At 73.1% G+C, this 17,651-nt stretch carries 18 protein-coding genes; 8 read left to right on the top strand and 10 right to left on the bottom strand.

Features of this window, described 5'->3' with window-relative positions:
• Position 1: 1 nt before the first annotated feature.
• Entirely contained in the window at positions 2-670 is a 669-nt protein-coding gene (locus tag ACH4TP_RS16595) for a PhzF family phenazine biosynthesis protein (RefSeq protein ID WP_398177925.1), read from the bottom strand.
• 294 nt (positions 671-964) lie between these two features.
• Between ACH4TP_RS16595 and efeO the strand changes: the two genes are divergently transcribed.
• The 4 genes from efeO to ACH4TP_RS16575 are packed head-to-tail and all read left to right on the top strand — an operon-like array spanning position 965 to position 5,284.
• Complete coding sequence (gene efeO, locus ACH4TP_RS16590; RefSeq protein WP_398438321.1) at positions 965-2,119, top strand: iron uptake system protein EfeO; 1,155 nt, start codon at positions 965-967, stop codon at positions 2,117-2,119.
• A 20-nt stretch (positions 2,120-2,139) separates the two neighbouring features.
• Positions 2,140-3,402 (top strand): iron uptake transporter deferrochelatase/peroxidase subunit, encoded by a 1,263-nt coding sequence (efeB, locus tag ACH4TP_RS16585; protein ID WP_398438319.1) that lies wholly within the window; start codon positions 2,140-2,142, stop codon positions 3,400-3,402.
• Positions 3,403-3,420: 18 nt separating this feature from the next.
• Entirely contained in the window at positions 3,421-4,290 is an 870-nt protein-coding gene (gene efeU / locus ACH4TP_RS16580) for an iron uptake transporter permease EfeU (protein WP_398177932.1), read from the top strand.
• Positions 4,259-5,284, top strand: a complete 1,026-nt coding sequence (locus tag ACH4TP_RS16575; protein WP_398438317.1) for a hypothetical protein — start codon at positions 4,259-4,261, stop codon at positions 5,282-5,284. The genes efeU and ACH4TP_RS16575 overlap by 32 nt, the downstream gene beginning before the upstream one ends.
• A 17-nt stretch (positions 5,285-5,301) precedes the next feature.
• Here the strand turns inward: ACH4TP_RS16575 and ACH4TP_RS16570 are convergent, their stop codons facing one another.
• A complete protein-coding gene (locus tag ACH4TP_RS16570; RefSeq protein ID WP_389230017.1) occupies positions 5,302-6,069 on the bottom strand; it encodes a bifunctional DNA primase/polymerase in 768 nt (255 codons plus the stop codon).
• Between the two features lie 115 nt (positions 6,070-6,184).
• A complete protein-coding gene (locus ACH4TP_RS16565) occupies positions 6,185-6,817 on the bottom strand; it encodes a TetR/AcrR family transcriptional regulator (protein WP_398438316.1) in 633 nt (210 codons plus the stop codon).
• 142 nt (positions 6,818-6,959) lie between these two features.
• On the opposite strand from ACH4TP_RS16565, the gene ddaH reads away from it, so the two are divergent.
• On the top strand, positions 6,960-7,790 hold the full coding sequence (gene ddaH, locus ACH4TP_RS16560; protein ID WP_398438314.1) for a dimethylargininase: 831 nt from the start codon (positions 6,960-6,962) through the stop codon (positions 7,788-7,790).
• Between the two features lie 7 nt (positions 7,791-7,797).
• Here ddaH and ACH4TP_RS16555 read toward each other — a convergent pair whose 3' ends face one another.
• Both ACH4TP_RS16555 and ACH4TP_RS16550 read right to left on the bottom strand, forming a co-directional pair.
• Positions 7,798-8,823 (bottom strand): small ribosomal subunit Rsm22 family protein, encoded by a 1,026-nt coding sequence (locus ACH4TP_RS16555; protein WP_398177940.1) that lies wholly within the window; start codon positions 8,821-8,823, stop codon positions 7,798-7,800.
• A 9-nt stretch (positions 8,824-8,832) separates the two neighbouring features.
• Positions 8,833-10,116 (bottom strand): Bcr/CflA family multidrug efflux MFS transporter, encoded by a 1,284-nt coding sequence (locus ACH4TP_RS16550; RefSeq protein WP_398438456.1) that lies wholly within the window; start codon positions 10,114-10,116, stop codon positions 8,833-8,835.
• A 92-nt stretch (positions 10,117-10,208) separates the two neighbouring features.
• Between ACH4TP_RS16550 and ACH4TP_RS16545 the strand changes: the two genes are divergently transcribed.
• On the top strand, positions 10,209-11,204 hold the full coding sequence (locus ACH4TP_RS16545; RefSeq protein WP_398438312.1) for a Gfo/Idh/MocA family protein: 996 nt from the start codon (positions 10,209-10,211) through the stop codon (positions 11,202-11,204).
• Here the strand turns inward: ACH4TP_RS16545 and ACH4TP_RS16540 are convergent.
• Entirely contained in the window at positions 11,191-12,822 is a 1,632-nt protein-coding gene (locus ACH4TP_RS16540; RefSeq protein WP_398438310.1) for an alkaline phosphatase D family protein, read from the bottom strand. The genes ACH4TP_RS16545 and ACH4TP_RS16540 overlap by 14 nt on opposite strands.
• 135 nt (positions 12,823-12,957) lie before the next feature.
• Between ACH4TP_RS16540 and ACH4TP_RS16535 the strand changes: the two genes are divergently transcribed.
• On the top strand, positions 12,958-13,701 hold the full coding sequence (locus ACH4TP_RS16535) for an SDR family oxidoreductase (protein WP_398438309.1): 744 nt from the start codon (positions 12,958-12,960) through the stop codon (positions 13,699-13,701).
• 25 nt (positions 13,702-13,726) lie between these two features.
• On the opposite strand, the gene ACH4TP_RS16530 is transcribed toward ACH4TP_RS16535, so the two are convergent.
• From ACH4TP_RS16530 to ACH4TP_RS16520, 3 genes are all read right to left on the bottom strand, one after another.
• Positions 13,727-14,050 (bottom strand): nuclear transport factor 2 family protein, encoded by a 324-nt coding sequence (locus ACH4TP_RS16530; protein WP_398177953.1) that lies wholly within the window; start codon positions 14,048-14,050, stop codon positions 13,727-13,729.
• Positions 14,051-14,118: 68 nt separating this feature from the next.
• Positions 14,119-15,114 carry an excalibur calcium-binding domain-containing protein gene (locus tag ACH4TP_RS16525; RefSeq protein WP_398438307.1) on the bottom strand — a complete coding sequence of 332 codons (996 nt, stop codon included), beginning with the start codon at positions 15,112-15,114 and terminating at the stop codon, positions 14,119-14,121.
• A 148-nt stretch (positions 15,115-15,262) separates the two neighbouring features.
• Positions 15,263-15,724 (bottom strand): VOC family protein, encoded by a 462-nt coding sequence (locus ACH4TP_RS16520; RefSeq protein WP_398438306.1) that lies wholly within the window; start codon positions 15,722-15,724, stop codon positions 15,263-15,265.
• A 131-nt stretch (positions 15,725-15,855) separates the two neighbouring features.
• Here ACH4TP_RS16520 and ACH4TP_RS16515 point away from each other — a divergent pair, with 131 nt between their 5' ends.
• Positions 15,856-16,353 (top strand): DUF1203 domain-containing protein, encoded by a 498-nt coding sequence (locus ACH4TP_RS16515; protein WP_398438304.1) that lies wholly within the window; start codon positions 15,856-15,858, stop codon positions 16,351-16,353.
• 10 nt (positions 16,354-16,363) lie between these two features.
• Here the strand turns inward: ACH4TP_RS16515 and ACH4TP_RS16510 are convergent, their stop codons facing one another.
• Positions 16,364-17,596 carry a serine hydrolase domain-containing protein gene (locus tag ACH4TP_RS16510; RefSeq protein ID WP_398438302.1) on the bottom strand — a complete coding sequence of 411 codons (1,233 nt, stop codon included), beginning with the start codon at positions 17,594-17,596 and terminating at the stop codon, positions 16,364-16,366.
• Between the last annotated feature and the right edge of the window lie 55 nt (positions 17,597-17,651).

The following is a 17,651-nucleotide window of genomic DNA, read 5'->3' as shown; positions in this document are numbered from 1 at the left end:
CTCAGAGGGTCATCGTCCCCTCCAGGCGGACCCGTCCGCCCAGCTCCACGATGCCGTCGGGGCCGGGGGCGGTGAGCAGCTGCGAGCCCCGGCCCTGCGTGATGTTCAGGGCCCGTCCCAGCTCCGCCGTGAGGAGCAGGGCCGCCGCGCCGGTCGCCTCGTCCTCGTCGATGCCGTCGCCGCGCCCCGGGAAGCCCCGCGCCCGGACGCGGCCCGCGGCCTCCTCCTCCCAGGCCCAGGCGTAGATCCACTCCCCCGGCTCGGGCACGTCGAGGGCCTCCACCTCGGCGACGGAGGCGTACCGGCGCAGGGTGCGGGGCGGCGCCCACTCGGCGCGCGCCTCGATCCAGGTGAACTCCCCGTCGCCGCGCACCCACACCTCACCGGCGGGCGGGTGGACGACCTCCAGGTCGAGCAGCCAGGCGGTGCCGACGAGCGGGTGTCCGGCGAACGGCAGCCGCAGACCGGGCGTGTAGATGTCGACGATCCCGCGCTCGGGGTCGTCGACGAACACCGTCTCGCTGAAGCCGAGCTCCTTGGCGAGCGCCTGCCGGGAGGACTCGTCGGGGTGGGTACGGGCGTCCCGTACGACCCCGAGCCGGTTTCCGTACCGGCCGTCGCCCGCGCAGAAGACCCGGAGGACGTCGATGTCAGTGACGGTCGTGTTCATGGCGGAATTCAACCACTCGGGAAGGGCGGCCGCGGAGGACTCGCTTCCTCGCACCGACCCGACACCGGCCCCGCGTCGGCTCCGTACCGGCGAGTAGTGCCAATCGGGACAATCCACCCTGCTTGACTCTCCCTTGACCAATTCATGAGGACTACATGGAGAGCTTGTGATCCCACCGTGTCCCCGGCGCCCGGCTTGAGAGCTGAATCACTGGACCAGTGGGTATTGCTGAGGTGAGCCTCAGTTAAGTTAGGTCCGCCTCAGCACCGTCCCCCCGTGTTCCTGGAGTCCCCCATGCGAGCCGTCCGCCTCTCCGTCGTCACCGCCGCCGCGACCGCGGCCGCTCTGACCGCCGTCACGGGCTGCGCCGAGAAAAGCGACTCCAAGGCGGACGCCGACGCGGTCACCGTCATCGCGAAGGACGACTCCTGCGAGGTGTCGAAGAAGGAGTTCCCGGCCGGGCACGTGAAGCTGGCCGTCGAGAACCGCGGCTCCAAGATCACCGAGGTCTACGTCCTGTTCCCGGACGACCGGATCGTCACCGAGCGCGAGAACATCGGCCCCGGCACCAAGGCCACCATCACCGCCGAGTTCAAGTCCGGCGACTACTTCATCGCCTGCAAGCCCGGCATGAAGGGCGACGGCATCCGCCAGGCCGTCAAGGCCACCGGCGGCAAGGCCGTCGCCAAGCGCTCCCCCGAGATGGACGCCGCCGTCGCCGCCTACCGCCAGTACGTCCAGGCGCAGGCCGACGAGACCCTCCCCAAGGTGAAGGTCTTCACCGACGCCGTCCGCGCCGGGAACGTCGAGGCCGCGAAGAAGGCCTACGCCGCCTCCCGCATCGGCTGGGAGCGCACCGAGCCGGTCGCCGAGTCCTTCGGCGACATCGACCCCAAGGTCGACGTCCGCGAGGACGGCCTGGAGGACGGCCAGGACCCGGCGAAGGACTGGACCGGCTGGCACCGCCTGGAGAAGGCGCTCTGGCAGGACAAGAAGATCGGCGACCGCGAGAAGCAGCTCGCCGACCTCCTCGACAAGGACCTCGCGGACTGGCAGAAGCGGGTCGGCAAGGCCGAGATCACCCCGACCTCCATGGCCAACGGCGCCAAGGAGCTCCTGGACGAGGTCGCCAAGGGCAAGGTCACCGGTGAGGAGGAGCGCTACTCGCACACCGACCTCGTCGACTTCAAGGCGAACGTCGAGGGCGCGCAGAAGTCCTTCGAGCTGCTCAAGCCGGTCGCCGTGAAGAACGACCCGAAGCTGGTCGCCGACCTCGACAAGCAGTTCGCCGCGCTGAACACGCTGCTCGACAAGTACCGCGCGGACAAGAGCGGCTACGCCTTCACCTCGTACGAGAAGGTCGGCCAGACCCAGCGCAAGGAACTGTCCGACGGCGTCAACGCCCTGGCCGAGCCGCTCTCCAAGCTCGCCGCCGCGGTCGTCAAGTAATCGGAAGGGAGCTGCACCGGATGTCCGAGAACACCACCGAGGAGCAGGGCGCCGCGCCCTCCCGCCGCAAGGTCATGGGCTGGGGCGGTGCCGGGCTCGCGCTCGGTGCCGCCGTGGCCGGCGGCGCCGTCGCGCTGACCCGCGACGGCGACACCACCGCCCCGGTCGCCGACACCGGCGGGGCCGTGCCCTTCCACGGCGCGCACCAGGCCGGCATCGCCACCGCCGTGCAGGACCGCCTGCACTTCGCGTCCTTCGACGTGAAGACCACGGACCGCGCGGAGCTGATCGAGCTCCTCAAGGAGTGGACGCGGGCCGCCGAGCGGATGACGGCCGGCGCCGAGGTCGGCGAGGGCGCGTACGGCGGCCTGCCGCAGGCGCCGCCGGACGACACGGGCGAGGCCCTCGGCCTCAAGCCCTCCCGCCTCACCCTCACCATCGGCTTCGGCCCCTCGCTCTTCGACGGGCGCTTCGGGCTGAAGGACAAGCGGCCCGGGGCCCTGGTGGAGCTGCCCAAGTTCCCGGGCGACAACCTGGATCCGGCGCGCAGCGGCGGCGACCTGTGCGTGCAGGCCTGCGCGGACGACCCGCAGGTCGCCGTGCACGCCATCCGCAACCTCGCCCGGATCGGCTTCGGCAAGGTCGCGGTGCGCTGGTCGCAGCTGGGCTTCGGCAAGACGTCCTCGACGACCCCGGACGCCCAGACCCCGCGCAACCTCTTCGGCTTCAAGGACGGCACGCGGAACATCGCGGGCACCGAGACCGACCGGCTCGCGAAGCACGTGTGGGTCTCCGGCAAGGACGCCGAGGGCGCCGCGGCCTGGATGGACGGCGGCTCGTACCTCGTCGCCCGCCGCATCCGCATGAACATCGAGACCTGGGACCGCACTCCGCTCTCCGAGCAGGAGGACATCTTCGGCCGGGACAAGAAGGAAGGCGCCCCGGTCGGCAAGGCCAAGGAGCACGACGAGCCGTTCCTGAAGGCCATGAAGCCGACCTCGCACGTCCGGCTCGCCCACCCCGACAGCAACAACGGGGCCACCATCCTGCGCCGCGGCTACTCCTTCACGGACGGCACGGACGGCCTCGGCCGGCTCGACGCGGGCCTGTTCTTCCTGGCGTACATGAAGGACGTCCGCACGGGCTTCATCCCGGTGCAGACCCAGCTGGCCAAGAACGACGCGCTCAACGAGTACACACAGCACGTGGGTTCGGCACTGTTCGCCGTCCCGCCGGGCGTCCGCGACAAGGACGACTGGTGGGGCCGGACGCTGTTCGCGTAACCGAGGAGGAGAACCGACGTGTTCGGAAACTATCTGATCGGCCTGCGTGAGGGCCTGGAAGCCAGTCTGGTCGTCTGCATCCTCATCGCGTACCTGGTGAAGACCGGGCGCAAGGACGCGCTGAAGCCGATCTGGATCGGCATCGGCGTGGCCGTCGGCGTGGCCCTGGCCTTCGGCGCCGGCCTGGAGTTCGGCTCCCAGGAGCTGACCTTCGAGGCGCAGGAGGCGCTCGGCGGCTCGCTGTCGGTCCTCGCCGTGGGCCTGGTGACCTGGATGGTCTTCTGGATGCGCCGCACGGCCCGGCACCTCAAGGCGGAGCTGCACGGCAAGCTGGACGCGGCCCTGCAGATGGGCACGGGCGCGCTGGTCGCCACCGCCTTCCTGGCGGTGGGCCGCGAGGGCCTGGAGACGGCGCTCTTCGTGTGGGCGTCGGTCCGCGCCTCCTCCGACGGCTCGTACGGGCCGCTGGTCGGCGTCGTCCTCGGCCTGCTCACCGCGGTCCTGCTCGGCTGGCTGTTCTACCGGGGCGCGCTCAAGATCAACCTGGCGAAGTTCTTCACCTGGACCGGCGGGATGCTGGTCGTGGTGGCGGCGGGCGTGCTCGCGTACGGCGTGCACGACCTCCAGGAGGCGAACTTCCTCGGCGGCCTCGCGGACAAGGCCTTCGACATCTCGGCGACGATCCCGCCGGACAGCTGGTACGGCACGCTCCTCAAGGGCGTCTTCAACTTCCAGCCGGATCCGACGGTCCTTCAGGTCACGGTGTGGGCGCTGTATCTGGTCCCGACGCTCGCGCTGTTCCTGGCCCCGATAGGGTCGGGTCCGTCCGCGCGGGTGAAGAAGCAGAAGGCGACCGATGAGAAGGCTGAGGCTGAGGCGAGCGCTTGAGCGGTGGTCGCCCTCCGGGGACCGCCGACCGGCGAGGCTCCTCGCGGCGACGGCGGCGGCGACCGTCCTGTCGCTGACGGCGAGCGGCTGCGTGACCGTGCACGGCGAGCTGGCGCTGCTGCCGCCGGCCTCGAAGGCCGAGGCGGCGCAGGCCCTCGCCGACTTCACGAACGCCTACAACCGGGCCGACAAGGCCTATGACCCGGCCCTCGACGAGGACCGGGTCACCGGTCCGCTCGGGGCCATCAACCAGGCGGGGCTGCGGGCCCGGTCGATCAACACGCCCGGCGGGAACCCGAACCACAAGCCCCTCGCCCTCACCGACGCGCGGTTCGTGCTGCCCCGGAAGGCGGGCTGGCCGCGCTGGTTCGTCGCCGACACCGCCTCCAACCGGAGCTCCGGCGACCAGCGCTGGCTCCTGGTCTTCGTGCGCAACGGCCCCGAGCAGCTGTGGGAGGCCGCGTACCTCACGATCCTCCCCCGGGGCGACGTCCCCGAGTTCGCCGAGGAGGAGGGGTACGCGGTGCCGGTCGCCGCGGACAGCGGCGCGCTCGCCGTCGCGCCCGAGGACCTCGGCGCCCAGTACGTCGCGTACCTGAAGGACGGGCGGCCGGGGCCGTTCGCTCCGGGCCCGCACACCACGGAGTGGCGGGCGCAGCGGGAGAAGGCCGCCAAGCGCCTGGGCATGGCCACCCAGTACCTCGACCGGGTCACGGACCAGGGGGACTTCGCGCCCCTCGGGCTGCGGACCCGGGACGGCGGCGCGCTCGTCTTCTTCGCCACCCGGTACTTCGAGCGCCAGACGGCGGCCAAGGGCTACCGCCCGAAGGTGGGCCCCGACACCAAGGCCCTGCTCACCGGCGAGATCAAGAACACGGTCACCCGCGAATGGGTCTCCAGCCAGGCCGCCCTGGTGAAACCGACGGGCACGGCCCGGAACGGCGTCACGGTCGCGAGCCGCCTCCAGGGCGTGGTGGGCGCGGAGGGCTCGTAGCGCCCCGTCCGGCGGCCCTAGCGGGTCAGCGGCCAGGCGATCTCGTGGGCCGGGTGCTCGCCGTCGCGGTCGGCCGCGTGGCGGGCGCAGGCGTCCTGGAGGGCCTCCAGGAGGTTGAGCGGGTCGGGCAGCGGGTGCTCGGGGCCGCGGAGCCAGGCGACGACCGGGTGGGCGTCCTCGTCACCGGGGAGGCGGGCCGGGGGGACCAGGACGTAGCTGCCGCGGCAGTGCCAGCGCAGCCCCGGGTGCTCGTCCATCGTCTCGGGGTGGCAGTCCAGCTCGCACGGCCACCACTCGTCCTCGTCCTCGGGGGTGCCGCGGGTGGCGGTGAAGAAGAGCATCCGGCCGCCGTCGCCGATGGCGTCGGCGGCCTCGGCGACCGGGCCGACCTCGACGCCCTCGGCGAGGAGCCGCTCCAGGGCTGCGCGGCCGGCGGCCAGCGGGACGTCGAGGACGTCGTGGACCATGCCGGTGGCGGTGACGAAGTTCGCCTCGGGCTCGTTGCGGGCCCAGCGCTCGATCTGGGCGCGGTCGGTGGTCGACTGCGTCTGCCAGGCGAAGGAGACGGGGTGCCGGGCGGGGGTGGGACAGCCGATCCGCTCACAGGAACAGCTGTAGCCGACGGGGTACGCGGCGGGGGCCAGGGGCAGCCCGGCGGCGGCGGTGGCCAGGAGCAGCTTCTCGCGGTCGTTCTCGTCGTCGGCCGCGGTGCGTTTGGGGCGCCTGCGCAGCCACTGTGCGAGTCTGCTCTCCGTGCCGCGGTAGCGGCCGATGCCGTCGCCCATCTATCCCCTCACACCTCATGCTCGCCCGTTCGGCTCTGCCCATGGTCCCACCATCCTGCGCCCCGGGTGACCGGAGTGCGGAACCGGGGTGCGCGCGAGGGGTCGGGGACGGGAGTCAGGGACGGGGGGCGAGGCCGCGCAGGACGAGGTCGACGAGGGTGTCGGCGTAGGCGTGGGTGAGCGGCAGGGTGCGGTGGATCCACCGGTGGTGGAGCGGTCCGACGATCAGTTCGACGGCGACGCGGGGGTCGACGTCCGGGTCGATGTCGCCCTTGGCCCGGGCGGCCTCGACGCGGCGGACGTAGTACTGGAGCTGGGGTTCGAGCAGGGCCTCGGTGAAGCGGGCGCCGAGCTCGGGGTCGACGATGCCCTCGGCGGCGAGGGCGCGGGTGGGGCCGTCGAAGGCGGGGTCGGTCAGCTCGTCGACGGTGGCGCGCAGGACGGCCTTGAGGTCGGCGGCGAGGTCTCCGGTGTCGGGGATCTCACTGTGGGCGTCGCCGCCGACCGCCTCGTTGGCGCGGGCGGCGAGGTCGAGGAAGGCGTCGAGGAGGACGGCCGCCTTGGAGGGCCACCAGCGGTAGATGGTCTGCTTGCCGACGCCGGCGCGGGCGGCGATGCCCTCGATGGTGGTCTTCGCGTAGCCGGTCTCGGAGACGAGGGCGAGGGCGGCGTCGAAGATGGCACGGCGGGAGCGCTCGCTGCGGCGGGAGGCGTCGGGGGCGGCCTTGGCGGGCCTGGGCTCGGACATGGCCCCAATCTAGCAGCGGGCGAGACGGGGCGTCTCGCCACTCGAACGGGCCCGAACCACCCGAACGGTCCACAGCGCGAAGGGCGCCGAGAGCGGACCATGGGTCCACCCATCGCCACCGCTTCTTCGTGAGGAGCCTCCATTGCGCCCCACTCCGCGCACGTCCTCGCCCCGCCGTTATCTGATGTGCCCACCCACGCACTTCACGGTGACGTACTCCATCAACCCCTGGATGGACCCCGCGAAACCGGTCGACCTGCCGCTCGCCCTCGCCCAGTGGGAGGACCTGCGCGACCGCTACCGCTCGCTCGGCCACACCGTGGAGCTCCTGGAGCCCGACCCGGCGCTGCCGGACATGGTCTTCGCGGCGAACGGCGCGACGGTCGTCGAGGGCCGGGTCCTCGGCGCGAAGTTCGCCCACCCGGAGCGCGCCGACGAGGCCGAGGCCCATCTGTCCTGGTTCCGCGGGAACGGTTGGCCGGACGACGCCGTGCGGGTCCCGGAGCACGTGAACGAGGGCGAGGGCGACTTCGCCGTCACCGCCTCCTGGATCCTCGCCGGACGCGGCTTCCGCTCCAGCCCGCTCTCCCACGGCGAGGCGCAGGAGTTCTTCGGCCGCCCGGTGATCGGCCTGGAGCTGGTGGACCCGCGCTACTACCACCTGGACACGGCGCTGTGCGTCCTGGACGACGCCCGGGACGAGGTCATGTACTACCCGGACGCCTTCTCCCCCGGCAGCCGCGCGGTGCTCGCCCGGCTCTTCCCCGACGCCCTGATCGCGACCGGCGAGGACGCGGCGGCCCTCGGCCTCAACGCGGTCAGCGACGGCCGGCACGTCCTGCTCCCGCAGGCCGCGGTGGGCCTCTTCGGCCCCCTCCGCGCCCGCGGCTTCGAGCCGGTCGGCATGGACCTGGGCGAGCTCCTCAAGGGCGGCGGCAGCGTGAAGTGCTGCACCCAGGAGCTGCGGCCCTGAGAACCCGCTAGAGGTCCTCCTCCGGCGGCCAGGCGTCGCCCCACTCCGCGTCACGGGCCTGCTTGTACAGGGGCCCGTGCCGCTTGGTGACCGTGTCGCGGGCGAGCCCGTCGGGCCCGCAGAGCTCCAGCTGGACCAGGCCCTTGCGGATCTGCGGCCTGCGGGTGATGCGGGAGACCGCCGGGGTCACCGGGAGGGGGGTCCCCCCTGCTCGAGCGAAGCCGAGAGCTTGGGGGAGGACGGCGACGACGTACGCGTACTTCTCGTCCTCGTACGGCAGCGAGCCGCCCTTCACCTTCCGGTGCAGCGAGGAGCGGCTGACCCGGGCGGAGAAGTGGCACCAGTCCGTGCCGGGCACGATCGGGCAGGCCCCGCTGTGCGGGCAGGGCGCGGCGACCGTGAACCCGGCGTCGATCAGCTGGGTGCGGGCCGCGATGATCCGCTCGTAGCCGTCGGGGGTGCCGGGCTCGACGATCACGACGGCCTGCGCGGCGCGGGCCGCCTCGGCGACGAGCGCGGTCCTGTCCGCCTCGGTCAGCTCCTTGAGGACGTACGAGACGGTGACGAGGTCGCTGTCGTCGAGGCGCAGCGCGGCGCCGATCCGCTCGCGCCGCCACTCGGCGTCGAAGACCCCGGCGGCCAGCTCGCGGCCGAGCGCGAGGGCGGGCTCCGCCCAGTCCAGGACGGTGGTGCGGGGCGGCTCCTCGGCCCAGGCCTCGGCGACGGCCCAGCCCGCCGCGCCCGTGCCGCCGCCGACGTCGGTGTGGCCGCGCGGCTCCCAGTCGGGCGCCGCCTCCCGCAGGGCGTACAGGGCGCCCCGTACCGCCTCGAAGGTCGCCGGCATCCGGTACGCGGCGTACGCGGCGACGTCGGAGCGGTCGCGCAGCACGGGGGCGTCGGTCGGGGTGGTGCCCCGGTAGTTGGCGATCAGCCGCTCGACGGCCTGCGCCGCCCGGTTGGGCGGCAGCCCGTCGAGGACCGCGGCGAGCGCGGCGCGCAGGGAGTCGGCGGAGGCGGAGGAGAGGGCGTTCACCGAGACAGTCTAGGCGGGCGCGCCGGACCCGGGCTTCCCGCGTGTGCCGGGGCGGCACAGGAGCAGGAAGCAGGCGACGGCGAGGACGGCGCAGCCGAGCTGGACGACCGCCATGGGGACGGCGGTGTGCTCGCCCGCGATGCCGACGAGCGGGGAGGCGACGGCGCCGATGAGGAAGGAGGAGGTGCCGAGGAGGGCGGAGGCGGAGCCGGCGGCGTGCGGGGTGCGCATGAGGGCCTGGGCGTTGGTGTTGGGCGTGGCCAGGCCCATCGCGGACATGAGGACGAAGAGTCCGGCGGCGACGGGGACGAGCCCGACGTCGCCGAGGACGCCGGTGGTCATGAGGGTGAGCGCGAGCGCGGCGAGCAGGAGGAGGCCGAGGCCGAACCCGAGCGCCTTGTCGAGGCTGACGCGGCCGACGAGGAGCTTGCCGTTGATCTGGCCGACGGCGACGAGGCCGACGGAGTTGAGGCCGAAGAGCAGGCTGAAGGTCTGCGGGGAGGCGCCGTAGATCTCCTGGATCACGAACGGGGAGGCCGATATGTACGCGAAGAGGGCGGCGAAGGCGAGCCCGCCGGTCAGCATGTAGCCGGTGAAGACCCGGTCGGCGAGGAGCCCCCGCATGGTGCGCAGGGCCTGGCCGACGCCGCCCTCGTGGCGGCGCTCGGGGGGCAGCGTCTCGTCGAGGAAGCGCCAGACGACGAGGGTGAGCAGGAGGCCGATCGCGGTGAGGACGTGGAAGACGCCCCGCCAGTCGGTGAGCCGCAGGATCTGGCCGCCGATGAGGGGGGCGATGATCGGGGCGGCCCCGGAGATCAGCATCAGGGTGGAGAAGAAGCGGGCCATCTCGACGCCGTCGTACAGGTCGCGGACGACGGCGCGGGCGATGACGATGCCGGCGGCGCCGGCGAGGCCCTGGAGCAGCCGGAAGCCGATGAGGAGCCCGGCGGTGGGGGCGAGGGCGCAGACGGCGGTGGCGAGGACGTACACGACCATGCCGACGAGGAGCGGGCGCCGGCGTCCCCACTTGTCGCTCATGGGGCCGACGACGAGCTGGCCGAGGGCCATGCCGGCGAGGCAGGCGGTGAGGGTGAGCTGCACGGTGGCGGCGGGGGCCCGCAGGGCGCCGGTGACCTCCGGGAGGGCCGGGAGGTACATGTCCATGGAGAGCGGGGGGAGGGCGGTGAGCCCGCCCAGGACGAGGGTGACGAGGAGTCCCGCCCGCCGGGTGGCGGCGGCCGGGACGGGTTCGGCCGTCCGTCCTTGAATCGTCTTCTGGCCGCTCTCCGGCATCGACTGCTCCATTTCGTTGAATCTTTACCTATGCTCTCAGTTCGACCGGCGTGGTCGAGACCTCTGCGGGACGGATGGGGGCGGGCGGGAAGATGAGTGACAAGGTGCGCTGGGGAATCCTGGCGACGGGCGGCATCGCACAGCGGTTCACCACGGATCTGCTGACGCTGGACGGCGCCGAGGTCGTCGCGGTGGCGTCCCGTACGGAGGCGTCGGCGAGCGCCTTCGCGGACCGGTTCGGGATCCCCCGAGCGTACGGGGAGTGGGCCGGGCTCTTCGCCGACGAGGACGTCGACGTGGTGTACGTGGCGACTCCGCACCACGCGCACCGCGCGGCGGCCGGCCTCGCCCTGGAGGCGGGCAAGGCGGTGCTCTGCGAGAAGGCTCTCACACTGAACGCCCGCGAGGCGGAGGAACTGGTCGCCCTCGCCCGGGACCGGGGCCTCTTCCTCATGGAGGCCATGTGGATGTACTGCCATCCGCTGATCCGCCGGATCGCGGAACTGGTCCGCGACGGGGCGATCGGCGAGGTCCGGACGGTCCAGGCGGACTTCGGGCTCCAAGGCCCCTTCGACGCCGGCCACCGGCTGAGGGACCCGGCCGTGGGCGGCGGGGCACTGCTCGACCTGGGCGTCTACCCGGTGTCGTTCGCGCACCTGCTGCTCGGCGAACCGTCCTCGGTCCACGCGCACGCGCTGCTCTCGCCCGAGGGCGTCGACCTGAACACGGGGGTGCTGCTGGGCTGGGACTCGGGCGCCTCGGCGCTGCTGTCCTGCTCCCTGGACGGGGACACGCCCCTGACGGCCTCGGTGACGGGTTCGCTCGGCCGGATCGACGTCCCGCGCGGCTTCTTCTTCCCCGAGCGGTTCACCCTGCACCGCCACGGCCACGAGCCGGAGGAGTACGTGTCGACGGACGACCCGCTCTCCTTCCGGCACGAGGCCGCCGAGGTCATGCGCGCCCTCCGCGCGGGCGAGACGGAGTCCCCGCTCGTCCCCCTCGACGGCTCGCTCGCGGTGATGCGGACGCTCGACGCGGTCCGGGACCGCGTCGGCGTCCGCTACCCGCAGGAGGTCACACCGGCTTGAGCCCCGGGTCGCCCGCCTCCGTCACGTAGGAGGCGGCGGTGGCGACGGGAGCGCCCGGCCGCGTCACGTACGGCACCGTACGGAAGTCGGCGCGGGCGCTCTCCTCGCCGAGGGCGACCGTCACATAGCCGCGCCGCCCGTTGAGGAACCGCAGGTGCGGGTTGGCCCGCATGAGCTTGTCGTGGTTCGAGGGCCGGTCGGCGCCGTCCTTGCCGCTGGAGATCGAGGTGGCGACGATCTCGGTGCCGACGGTCCGGGAGGCCGGGTCGCGGAAGTCGGCCTTGACGTCCAGGCCGTAGCCGACGTGGACGTCCCCCGTGAGCACCAGCAGGTTCTCGACGCCGGCGGCCTCCGCCCCCGCCAGGATCCGCTGCCGGGAGGCCGGATAGCCGTCCCAGGAGTCCATGGAGAGCTTGAAGCCGGCGGTGGCGCGGTCACGGCGCTCGGAGAAGACGACCTGCTGCGGCAGCACGTTCCAGCGGGCGCCGGAGGCCCGCCAGCCGTCGAGCAGCCAGCGCTCCTGGGCGGCGCCGGTCAGGGTGCGCGCCGGGTCCTCGGACTCGGGCCCGGGGACCTGCCAGCCGTCCCCGTACGCCTGGTCGGAGCGGTACTGGCGGGTGTCGAGGATGTCGAACTGGGCGAGCCGCCCGAAGCGCAGCCGCCGGTACAGCTTCATGTCCGGGCCCTCGGGCAGCTGGGGGCGGCGCAGCGGCTGGTGCTCCCAGTAGGCGCGGTAGGCGGCGGCGCGGCGGAGCAGGAACTCCTCCGGCGGGACGTCGTCCTCGGAGGTGTCGCCCGCGTAGTTGTTCTCGGTCTCGTGGTCGTCCCAGGTGACGACGAAGGGGTGGGCGGCGTGCGCGGCGCGCAGGTCGGGGTCGGACTTGTAGAGCGCGTAGCGGAGCCGGTAGTCCTCCAGGGTCAGGGTCTCCCGGTCGAAGACGTCCGGGAGGGTCCGGTCGGTGTAGGCGCGGGCGCCGCCGGTGGCGTCGACGGCGTACTCGTACAGGTAGTCGCCGAGGTGGAAGACGACGTCGAGGTCCTCGTCCGCGAGGTGGCGGTAGGCCGTGAAGTACCCGTCCTGGTAGGCCTGGCAGGACACGGCGGCGAGTTTGAGCCGACTGTTGTGCGCGCCGGGCGCGGGGGCGGTGCGGGTCCGCCCCACCGGGCTGATCCAGCCGCCGACCCGGAAGCGGTAGAAGAACACCCGGTCGGGATCGAGGTGCCCGACCTCGACGTGGACGGTGTGCCGGAACTCCGGGTGCGCGACGGCCAGGCCGCGCCGGACGGACCGGGTGAACCGCTCGTCGCGGGCGAGCTCCCAGTGCACGGGGACCCGCGCGGCCGGCAGCCCGCCCCCGGGCTCGAAGGGGCGGGGCGCGAGCCGCGTCCAGAGCAGTACGGAGCCGGGCAGGGGGTCGCCCGAGGCGACGCCCAGGGTGAACGGGTCCTCGGTGACACGCCGGGCGTCGAGCTCGGCGGCGGCCGCGGCGCCGGCCGCGGGCAGCTGGGTGGCGAAGGCGAGCGCGGCGGCCGCGCCGGTGACGGTCAGGAACCTGCGGCGTCCCAAGCGGCGTGCGGCGGCGCGGAGTTCCTCGGAGTGGTCCTGTACGTGGTTCATGTGCCCCTCCCCAGACGGATGCTGTCCGTCCCTCATTCGAGGGGGGCGGGACGACTCCTCCTTGTCGAGTACAGAACATCCACGTGTCGGACGGATGAGTTCACGGGGCACGCGTCTCGCGTACGCTGCGCGCCCATGAGCATCGCAGTGGTGACGGGAGCCGGTTCGGGCATCGGCCGGAGCGTGGCGCTGGCCCTCGCGGCGGTCGGCTGGTCGGTGGCCCTGGCGGGCCGCAGGGCCGAGGCCCTGGAGGAGACGGCCGCGGCCCTCCCGGCCGGCGACTTCCTGTGCGTCCCGACGGACGTCACCTCCGAGGACGCGGTCACGGCCCTCTTCACCGCGGTACGGGACCACTGGGGCCGCGTCGACCTGCTCTTCAACAACGCCGGCACGTTCGCGGGCGGCGGCGTCCCCGTCGAGGACCTCGCCCCGGCCGTCTGGCGCTCGGTCGTCGACGTCAACCTGACGGGTGCCTTCCTCTGCGCCCAGGCGGCGTTCCGGACCATGAAGGAGCAGGACCCGCAGGGCGGCCGGATCATCAACAACGGCTCCATCTCGGCACACGTACCGCGCCCCCACTCCATCGCGTACACCGCCACGAAGCACGCGATGACGGGCCTGACGAAGTCCCTCTCCCTGGACGGCCGCCCCTACCGGATCGCCTGCGGCCAGCTCGACATCGGCAACGCCGCCACGGACATGACCGCCCGCATGCAGACCGGCATCCTCCAGGCCAACGGCGAGACCGCCGTGGAGCCGGTGATGGCCGCCTCGGACGTGGCGGCCACCGTGGTGCACATGGCGGGACTCCCCCTGGAGGCGAACGTCCAGTTCGCGACGGTGATGGCGACGACGATGCCGTACATCGGCCGGGGCTAGCCCCCCCCGGCCGACGGCCCGGACGTCAGGCCTGCCCGGTCTCGAACCGCGACACCTTCCCCCCGTCGACGGTGAAGGCCCACTTGGTACGCATCGCGCCCCAGGTGTCATTGCGGTAGTCGGCGACGAGCTCGCGCCCCCCGTCCGCCTCGCTCTCGACGTCCATGTGCCCGTTCGAGGAGAACACCTCCCGGTCGAGCCAGTCCCGCACGTCACGGTCGGAACCGTCGTCGGACATGGTCACACCGGGCGTCATGACCTCGAAGAGGGCCGACTTGTCGTTGGCGTTGAGGGCCGTGACGAAGGCACGCACGGCCGGGTCGCTGAGCTGGTTCACGGGGATGGTCATGTCCCACCCGTACATGGCCGGGACCGCTGGGCCGGTATGCCCCGGCCGTGGGGTCCCCCTGACAGCGGTCAGGACCAGTCGCAGGCCTTGCCGTCGCCGTCGCGGTCGAGGCCGGAGCGGTAGCCGGGCTGGCCGGCGTAGATGGGGGCCCTGCCGGCGGCGCGGACGGCGTCGCAGTTCTTGTAGTAGGCGGAGCCGCCACCACCGCTGGAACCGTCGGACCCGGAGCCTCCGCTGCCGCTGCCGTGGCGGTCCGGGTCGGGGTGCGGATCCGGGTTCAGTCGGGAGTAGTCCTCGGAGGGGCAGGGGAGGCCGGGGCGGGTGAGGGAGAGGCGTACGGACATGTACCGCGGGCGCTCGACGTCCTTGCCGGCTCCGGGGTCCTGGAAGCAGATCCGCCAGTCGTCGTGACGGGCCGACAGGTCGACGTCCGTGTACGCGCTCGCGCCCCGGATGTCGGTCAGGCCCGCCTTCCGGAGCACCGCGGAGCCGGCCGTGAAGGTCTTGCCGACGACGTTCGGGACCTTCGGGAAGACGACGGCCTCGCCGTCCCGCGCGGGGCAGGGGCTGGTCTTCTCGACGACGGCGAACTCGATCCGGCTCCGCCGCCCTTCCTCGGTCGTGGCGGTCTCCCCGGCGGCCGGCTCCTGGAAGCAGACCTTCCAGTTGCCGTCGACGAGCTGCGCCCTGTCGCCCTCGGTCGCGTCGTGCGACCGCGCCCGGAACCCGGCCTCGTACGCGGCGCGCGAGGCGGCCTCCAGGTTCCGGCCGGTGTAGTCGGCGACGACCCGGCGCACGAGGGGGGTCGGCGTGGGGCTGTACGGGGTGTACGGGGTGGAGGACGGGAACGTGCCGATCCGCGGCTCGGCATCGGCCACCGCCGGCTCGTCCGCCGGCGGTTCGCTCGTGCCCACGGCCACGAACCAGACGGCGGACAGCACGGTCGCGAGCACCTTCCGCCCCGGCGACCAGCGGCTCCGCCAGGCGAGGACGATGCCCAGGGGCGGCAGGAGGACCAGGCAGAGGACGACGACCCCGGGTCGCCGCCACCGCGACTCCCGCACGGGCTCTCGTCCCGGATCTCGCCCCTGTCCCCGCGTCTGTCCCTTGTCCAGCGACACGCCCACCCGGCCCCGCCCCTCCCTGACGACATCTCAGCGCCACACAGGGTATGACCTGCGCTTTCGCCGGACGTCGCCAGGGTGGGCCCGGTCAGTCGAGGCAGAATTCGTTGCCTTCGGGGTCGGTCATCACGATGTGGCCGCCGCTCATCGGCGGAGCGGGCTCGAAGCGGCGCACCCGCTTCGCCCCGAGTCCCACGAGCCGGTCGCACTCGGCCTCCAGGGCCGCCATCCGCTCGTCCCCCTGGAGCCCGGGGGCGGCCCGGACGTCGAGGTGGACGCGGTTCTTGGCGACCTTGTCCTCGGGGACCCGCTGGAAGAACACCCGGGGCCCCTGCCCCTCCGGGTCCTCGATGGCCGACCGCGTGTTGCGCTGCTCCTCCGGCACGCCGATCCGCGCGAGGAACTCGTCCCAGGCGGCCAGCGGGTCGGCGCCCTCGGGCAGTTCGACCCCGGGCGGCCCGGGATGGACGTACCTCAGCGCGTCGCGCCAGAAGGAGGACAGGGCCCGGGGGTCGTGGGCATCGAAGGTGACCTGGAACTGACGGCTCATCGGACGGCTCCGTTCGGTTCGTGACTGTTCGCAGCGGTTCGCGATGCGACCGTACCGAAGCCCACTGACAACCGAGCTCGATGTCCGAATCGCGCCAGCGGTGCGGCGCCCTCCCCCGTGATCCTGACGGCATGACCACGTACTCCGCCCGCCCCATCGCCCCCTCCGCCCTCGCCCGGCTGCGCGTCACCGACGACGCCGGCCGTGCCTGCGTGCCGTACACCGCCGCCGACGGCGGCCATCCCCTCCGCTGCTGCCTGCGGCTGTCCGAGCCCGGCGAGCGGATCGCCCTCGTCTCGTACGCGCCGCTCCGCCGCTGGGCCGCCGAGACCGGGGCCGAGCCCGGCGCGTACGACGAGCAGGGTCCCGTCTTCGTCCACGCCGAGGACTGCGGCGGGCCCGCGTCCTCGGAGGCGTACCCCTTCTCCCGTACGGGGGCGCTCCGCACCCTCCGCCGCTACGACGCGGCCGGGCGGATCGTCGGCGGCCGCCTCCTGGAGCTGCCCGGGACCCCCGCCGAGGGCTTCGACCGGGCCTTCGCCGAGGCCTTCGCGGACCCGGCCGTCGCCCTGGTGCACGTCCGGGCCGTCGAGTACGGCTGCTTCCAGTTCGAGGTCCGGCGCCCCTGAATCCCGAGGGCTACTCGCCCCGTCCGCACAGCGCGCGGTCGACGAGGTCGCCGGCGGCCTTCTGCTGCCGGACCGTCCTGTCCATGTCGTTGAAGCTGGTGGTCAGGGAGACGGTGACGGCGCGGCGGCCGTCGGGGGTGGCGCCGTTCAGGGTGATGTAGCCGGCCTCGCCCCCTTCGTGGCTCCAGTAGCTTCCGCCGCAGCTCAGGGGCCGTTCGACCAGGCCGAGGCCGTAGCCTCCGCCGGGCCAGAACGTGTCGAAGGGCTTGGGGACGGGGACGGTGTGCTTCATCTCGGCCATCCGCGCCCCGGAGAGCAGCCTGCCGCCCAGGAGTCCCCGGAGGAAGCGGTTCACGTCGGCCGTCGTGGAGACGTAGCCGCCGAGGTCGGGGACGATCTGCTCGGTGACGTCGACGCGCTCGCCGGAGGCGAAGACCTGGTAGCCCTCGGCGTGCGGGCCGCGGAGGGTCGACGCCGTGCCCGAGAGGTACGTGCGCCTCATGCCGAGCGGCTTCAGGATCCGGCTCTCGACCTCCTCCTGCCACGGGCGGCCGGCGACCCTGTCGACGATCATGCCGAGGACGACGTAGCCGGTGTTGGAGTAGCCCCAGCCCGCGCCGGGTGCGAAGTCCGGGTGGTGCTTCAGCGCGCGGGCGACGATCTGTTCGGGCGTGTAGGTGTCGTAGCGGTGCTCGCGGTACTGCTGCGGAGTGTCGAAGCCGGGGAGGTCGTCGTGGAGGCCACTGGTGTTCTGGAGCAGCTGACGGACGGTCGTCTTCCGTCCGTCGTTGCCGTTTCCGGCGATCACTCCGGGCAGCCGGCGGTCCACCGTGTCGTCCAGCGACAGCCTTCCCTCGTCGACCAGTTGCAGGACCACCGTGGCCATGAGCGCCTTGCCGGTGCTGGCGATCCGGAAGTAGCCCTCGCGGGGCACCGGGCGCTCCGTGCCGGCCTCCGCGACACCGGCGGTCGCGACCAGGTCCCGCCCGGGGGCGGCGGTCACCCGCGCCTGGACACCGGTGACCCCCAGCGCCCGCAGGGCCTCGGCGTCCCGGCGCAGGTCCTGCTGCCGGTAGCCGGACGCGGGCGGCGCCGACGCGCCGTCGGCGGGCTGGAGGGCGACGGCCGCGCCCACCGCGGCGAGTGCGACCGCCGCGACGGCCGCCCACTTCCGGCCGATCCGGCGGTGGCGCTGCGGGGACGGGTGATGCTGCGGCACGGAGGCCGGGGTCCTGGATGTCATGAACGCCACGCTAGGAAGGCGCCGGGGCGCGCGTCGTTACCGCGCGTGGCCGCTC

The sequence above is a fragment of the Streptomyces sp. NPDC021012 genome (assembly GCF_044333355.1).
GTDB lineage: Bacteria > Actinomycetota > Actinomycetes > Streptomycetales > Streptomycetaceae > Streptomyces.
The sequence above is the reverse complement of the archived record's forward strand: the minus strand, read 5'-3'. Positions and strand labels throughout refer to the sequence as shown.